This window comes from Reyranella sp., from assembly GCF_004297265.1.
In the GTDB taxonomy this organism is placed as follows: Bacteria; Pseudomonadota; Alphaproteobacteria; order Reyranellales; family Reyranellaceae; genus Reyranella.
The window spans coordinates 139,299-145,636 of record NZ_SCUT01000063.1; the positions used below are offsets into that span (position 1 = coordinate 139,299).

The 6,338-nt window shown below is 61.0% G+C and carries 4 protein-coding genes and 1 pseudogene; 3 read left to right on the forward strand and 2 right to left on the reverse strand.

Annotation, left to right across the window (positions count from 1 at the left end; genetic code table 11):
• Window positions 1–19: 19 nt before the first annotated feature.
• Window positions 20–1,987: an acyltransferase family protein gene (locus tag EPO41_RS28915; protein ID WP_296332914.1), complete on the forward strand. Its 1,968-nt coding sequence runs from the start codon at window positions 20–22 to the stop codon at window positions 1,985–1,987.
• A 9-nt stretch (window positions 1,988–1,996) separates the two neighbouring features.
• Here the strand turns inward: EPO41_RS28915 and EPO41_RS28920 are convergent, their stop codons facing one another.
• Window positions 1,997–2,998, reverse strand: a complete 1,002-nt coding sequence (locus tag EPO41_RS28920) for a phytanoyl-CoA dioxygenase family protein (protein WP_296332917.1) — start codon at window positions 2,996–2,998, stop codon at window positions 1,997–1,999.
• A 170-nt stretch (window positions 2,999–3,168) separates the two neighbouring features.
• Between EPO41_RS28920 and EPO41_RS28925 the strand changes: the two genes are divergently transcribed.
• Window positions 3,169–4,980 (forward strand): hypothetical protein, encoded by a 1,812-nt coding sequence (locus tag EPO41_RS28925; protein WP_296332921.1) that lies wholly within the window; start codon window positions 3,169–3,171, stop codon window positions 4,978–4,980.
• A 9-nt stretch (window positions 4,981–4,989) separates the two neighbouring features.
• Window positions 4,990–5,979 carry a phytanoyl-CoA dioxygenase family protein gene (locus EPO41_RS28930; protein ID WP_296332924.1) on the forward strand — a complete coding sequence of 330 codons (990 nt, stop codon included), beginning with the start codon at window positions 4,990–4,992 and terminating at the stop codon, window positions 5,977–5,979.
• Between the two features lie 52 nt (window positions 5,980–6,031).
• Here the strand turns inward: EPO41_RS28930 and EPO41_RS28935 are convergent.
• A pseudogene (locus EPO41_RS28935) lies at window positions 6,032–6,338 on the reverse strand (hypothetical protein); the annotation flags it as partial.

Here is a 6,338-nt window from a genome sequence, read left to right on the forward strand (position 1 = left end):
CCGAGGACACGTCTCGCACATGCCGAACGTCTCCCAGCCGCCGTGGAAATCCTCGAACTACCGTCCCGACATCGATGGCCTGCGGGCCGTCTCGATCATTGCGGTCATGCTGTTCCATGCCTTTCCCGACGATTTTCGCGGCGGCTTCATCGGGGTCGATGTCTTCTTCGTCATATCGGGCTTCCTGATCGGCGGCCTCATAACGCAGGAGCTCGACGCGCACACGTTCGGTTTCCGAACCTTCTACGCGCGACGGGTCAGGCGCATCTTTCCTGCCCTAGTTGTGGTCGTCGCCTTTGTCCTATGGCTCGGCTGGAACAGCATGTTCGCCCAGGAATTTCGACAGCTGGGCCGGCACGTCATCGCGGCGACGCTCTTCGTCTCGAATTTCGCTCTCCTGGACGAAGTCGGCTACTTCGACATGGAGGCGCATACCAAGCCGCTGCTCCATCTATGGTCGCTTGCCATTGAAGAGCAGTTCTATCTCCTCTGGCCGCTCTTCGCCTGGGCTTTGCGCAACAGACGGCGGCTTTTCGTGGCCGCAACCTTGGTCATCACGCTCGGCTCCTTTGCCGCAAGCGTCACCTCGACCGACAATTCGGCGGCTTTCTATTTGCCGTCGTCCAGGATCTGGGAACTTGCGGTTGGAGTCCTGCTGGCCCATGTGCCGCGGCAGTCGCTGGCCGGTTGGCTCAAGACGCCTGTTTCCCGCAATGTCGCCGACCTGGCCGGACTGGGCGCGATCGTGCTGGCCGCATCGATTACCGATGCCCGGTCGTTTCCCGGATTCTGGCCGTTGTTGCCGGTGCTGGGTGCGGCGCTGGTGATCGCGACCGGCCCGCAGGCTTTCTCTAACCGGCATCTCCTGGCGTCCCGCCCGATGGTCTGGGTCGGCAAGATTTCCTATCCTCTGTACCTCTGGCATTGGCCGCTGTTCGCGTATGCCTGGCTCGCCTATGGCGCCAAGCCTCCGGTGGAGGTGCGCTTTGCCCTACTTGCCGTGAGCGTGCTGCTGGCATGGCTGACCTATGTCCTTGTAGAGAAGCCCATAAGATTCGGCATCGGCCGCTCCTATCCGGTTCCGGCGCTGAGTGTTGCCATGCTGCTGCTGGGGATGGGCGGCATCGCCATCCTGGATGCGCAGGGAGTGCCGGGGCGCAGCATCGCCGAGATAAACCGGTCCCTTGCCTACGACCTGCGTGTCCCGACCGACAGCAGGACGTCGGATGGCACCTGCGCGCGGAAATACGGCGTCGAGACAGGCGAGGCCTTCGTCTGTTTCGTGAATTCGCCGGCCCCCCGCATGCTGGTCATCGGCGACAGCGTTTCCATGGCCTTCTATTCGGCCATCCGTGCCGGGCTCTACGACGAGAAGGCCGCCTTTGTCGGCGCCCATAGCTTCAATTGGGCCCGCCCAGAATGCGGGAAACCCGGCAATCTCCGGAAATGGATGGCGGGCGGGGAAGTGTGCCAGCGCGTTGTCTGGACAGCGCTAGACATCTTAGCGCGCGAGCCCTCGATCGAGATCGTCGTCATCCCCACCTACTCGCGCAACCCCTTCTTCACCGATGAGGATGCGCTCGCAGCTTTCCAGCAGAGCGTCCATGACCTCGGCAGGAAGGTCGCCTATGTGATGTCCGTCCCACAGTTCGGAAATCCGCCCGCCGGCTGCCATCCTCGGCGTCTCTTCGTTCTTGGTTTCGACGTAACCCGCCCCGGTAACGACTTTTCCTGTCGCCAGTTGCGGTCCGAGCTCGAGCCGGATCTCCAGCGGCAGCGCGAGCTGTTCCGAAAGATGAGCAAGCCAGGTACCGGTGCCCTGCTGTTCGATGCTTTTGAGCCCTTCTGCGACAAGGTCCAGTGCTACCAGTCCGACAAAAGCGGTCCGCTCTACTGGTCCTGGGCGCACGTGAACGAGCGCGGCAGTAGCCTTGTCCTGCGGGAGTTCCTGCCCTGGCTCCACACCGTGGCTTCCCCGCGACCCTAGGGCCGGTGGCTAGCGACCCAGCAGCCGCTGTAGCATCGACGTGGGCCTCGTGTTGCGCGCCAGGGCCTCCTTCAGCTTCTGGTTCTCGCGCGTCAGTTCCGCCATCTCGGCCGTGAGCCGCTTGAGCGACAGCTGCTCAGGGTGGCGCTCGCTCGGCGACATGGGCGGCGGCAGTAGGGCGCGCTGCTCGTCGCTGTAGCGCGTCCACGCGCTTTGCGTCACGAACACGTCGCCGTTCCAGTGCGCGGGACTCTGGGACCCCACCCAGGCGGGCGCGAAACAGAGATGGACCGTCTTGCGTACCCGGTCCACCAGGTTCGGAAAGCCGCCATGGCGTAGATTCTCGGTGAAGAACAGCGCATCCCCCGCTTCCATCGGAAGCGGCACCATGCCCGGCTCCTGGACGGGGTCGCCGCCATAGGGGGATTGAAAGTTGGCCTTGTGCGATCCTGGCACGACGCACAGTGGACCATTCTCCACGGGAACGTCGTGCAGGGCATAGAGGACGCGGACCGCGAGCAGGTCGAAGTGACGGCGGGCATTCCCGCCTCGGTTGGGGCTGGGATCGGTCACAAACGTGTAGCGGTTGCGGCGATCGATCGGCCCGCCCATGTGGGTGCCGGTGATGTTGCCGCGATGCCGGTAGCGCAGCTCCGAACTCACGATCCTGAAAGGCGCCTCGGTAAGCTCGCGGATATATTCCATGGTCCGGGGATGGCCGACGAACAGATCGAAGGCCGGATCGGCGTTCAGGAAGTCGTCGACCACATACTGCGGTCCGCCTCCGCCATGATTGGCCTCGTAGGCGCTGGTGCCCAGCTCGGCATCATAGTGATAGTCCATCCTGAACTGTAGGCTGTGATACTTCGGATGGGCATTGATCGCGGCGACGAAGCGCTGCTCCAGTGTCTCCATGGCCGACAGGGCCTTCGTGACTTCCCGCGGATCCAGGATCCCCTTGACGTGAAGGAATCCATTCAGATCGAACTGATAGCGTTCAAGGTCATCCATATCGCCGCCCGCACTGCACAGACAGGTCACCGCTAAATGGTTCATGGTGCAGCGTCAATAATCTATTATATAGCTATTTTGTGTGAAATGGATGGGAGCGGCGAAGATAATGCGCGCCAATCCCGACGATCCGGACTATGGGACTGATGGCAGCTGCGGAGAAGTCTGGCGTGATCGAGTCACTGGTGCGATCGGTTGAGGGGATAGTTCGTCCCGATCTGGCGCGGCTGCGTTCGGGAAGGCGGCGTCTGGAGATCATCCATCCAGACGAGACGGCGGAGCGGCAGCGGATCGAGCACAACAACCCGCTGATCCGGTACGCGCGGTCGGTGACCTCCCAGGTCGGCGAGGACGGCGTCATTGCGCATGTCCTGGAGCGGCTCGGGATCACCAATGGCTGGTGCGTGGAATTCGGTGCCTGGGACGGCAAGTACAACGCCAACACCTGGGACCTCGTGCACAATCGAGGCTGGAAAGCCGTCTATATCGAAGCTAACGCAGGAGCCTTCGCCATGCTGGTTGCGAACTCCTCGGCGCTGGCGGACGTTCACTGCCTCAACGAATTCATCGAGATCGAAGGCCCGAAACGGCTGGATGCCCTGCTGGCGCGGACCCCCATTCCGGGAGACTTCGATTTCCTCGTCATCGACATCGACAGCAACGACTGGCACATCTGGAAATCGGTGCAGGACTATCGCCCGAAGGTCGTGATGATCGAGTTCAGCGAGTTCTGCCCTCCGGAGATATTCTATGTGAAGGACCCGGCCGCACCGGGCCCGTCCTCGGCCTCTCTCTCCGCGGTGTGCGAACTTGGCCGGCAGAAGGGCTACACGCTTGTGGCGGTGGTGGGCGGCAACGCCATCTTCGTGCTTGACGAATATGCGTCCCGCTTCGAGATCCGCGACAACTCCCCTCGGGCCATGTTCAAGTCGTTCGCCAACACCCGGTTGTTCCAGAGCTACGACGGCACGCTATTTCTTGCGGGTAACCGCGAACTGATCTGGCGTCATCAGCGCGACCGGGACGGCCTGATCAAGCGAATCCATGTGTCGGACGCAGACATTCAGGTGCTGCCCGAGGGACTTCGTGTGTTCCAGCCCCGATTGTCCTACGAGAACGCCTTCCTTGAGGAGAATGCCGGCCGCCTGGACCGCTCCAGGGTACCCGCCAATCGGCTGCTGGATTTCCAGAGCAACGTCACGTCCGAGTGCGGCGAGGACGGGATTCTGGCGTACATCTTCGACATCATCGGGGAAGGCAACAGATATTGCGTGGAAGTCGGGGCACATGACGGGGTTCGCTTCTCGAATACGTTCGCGCTCATCCGTGATCGGAACTGGGCCGGACTACTGATCGAGAGCGATCGCACCGCGTACCAGAAGCTGGAGAGCGCCTATAGGTCCTTGGATCGGGTGCGAACGGTGAACGCCAACGTTTCTTCCATCGGTCGTGACAGCCTCGGCAAGCTTCTTGCCTCAGCCTCGGCGCCAACCGAGATCGATTTTCTCTGCATCGACGTGGAAGGCAACGACTACCATCTCTGGGCCAACCTTCGCGGATATCGTCCGCGCGTCGTCATGATTGACTTCAATCCGACGATTCCGAACGATGTTCTGTTCGTGCAAGAGGACAGCGCCCTGAAGAACGACGGTGCGTCGCTGAGTGCCTTGATCGAACTTGCCAAGGCGCTCGGCTATGAACTGGCCGCGGCGACGACCTGGAACGCGATTTTTGTCCGCCGCGACCATTTCGGAAAGCTGGGAATCGAGGATAACAGCATCGATCGCATGTACTATCCGGTCTTCGAGATGCGGGTCTTCTGGTCAATAAACTGCTACCTGCACATTTCGGGATGTGACCGCCTGGTTCGACACAACTATGTCTTCGACCCCGAACAGATCCAGCCGATCCCGGCGAACGTTCGCACCATCCCCTATACTGATAGTCTCGGCGGATCGCCCGCCAGCACTTTTTTTGGCTGAGTGTCGCCAATGACCGTTTACACAGATCTTACCGCTCGCGCTTTGACGGTGTTGAGGCGCGGCCTGCCAAAACATCAATGGGACGAGCTGGCACAGAAAATCGTGCAAGATCGCCACACGATTGAGGGTCACCTCCGCGAAGAGGTGCCATCCAACGAGTTCGCCGGCCTGCTGCCTCACCTACGGAAAAGGTCGCACGTTCAGATCCCCATCACACTGTCCAACGTCGAGGAGTTGCATCGGTATTTCGAGGATCAACCCGTCCACAGAGGCGCAAATGCGCTGTCATTCGATGGCCGGCCGAAGTCTCTGGCTGCAGCACGCAGCGACTTTCCAATGGCGGCCTATTCGGCGGAAACGGTGATTCGCGCGCCTGGTCTGATCGACGCAATGAACGATCCACGCCTATTGCACTTGATCGAGCAATACTTGGGATGTGTCCCCACATTATACTCCGTCAATGCGTGGTGGTCGTTCGTTGCGCCAAGACCGGAGATGACTAACGTTCAGTTCTTCCATCGCGACACTGACGACTGGCGCTTTGTAACACTTTTTATCTACCTTACCGACGTTGGACATGATGGTGGACCACATGAAGTGATCCCCGGATCCCACTCACTCGATGGGATGAAGAGACTTCTCAAGGGCATTCCGTTTTGGCGCCCGAAGATGGACGCTGCACACAGTTTCGTCGACGACATGGGTGAGGACTTCTCTCTAGCCTGCGAACAGCACTTCAAGACCGAAGCCGTGCAGCTGACTGGGCCGGCCGGATCAATGCACCTTGTCAATACGGTGGCATTGCACCGGGGGGTAGTTCCGACACGCACCGATAGACTTGTCGTCTGGGCGCGCTATGGGCTCGGGCCTAACACCAACTCCGCGGACCTTGAGCGAGGCCCCCTAAGCGTCCGCTTCGTACCAACACAGCTTCAAGGCACGGCCCGAGATCGATACGTCAATCGCCTCCTCATAGAATTCGATCGAGGAGCGTTCTAGTCACGCCGATGGACAGCAAAGCCTTGTCGGAAGAGCGGTAAACGCGCTGCCATCAGTTGTATCCCGCCAAGTCGCGGTCACCAGCCGTGCGCAGCGGGTCACGGCTCAGGCTGTAAGTCGGATCGCTCGTCTGGAACCGCCGCCACTTGTCGGCCAGCATCGAGGCGCCGGACAGCAACGACGCCCCCGCTCCCAGATAGTTCGGCGTGTAGGTTGAGTTCGCGGCACGGGTGCTTTCAAGGATCGCGGTATTGCCGTAGCCCTGCCCCTGGATCTGATAGCCGTAGGCTTCACGCGCGGCATTGGCGCGGATCGTGCGGGCGTCCAGCTCGCCGGCTGCGGCGGTGTCGCCCAGGATG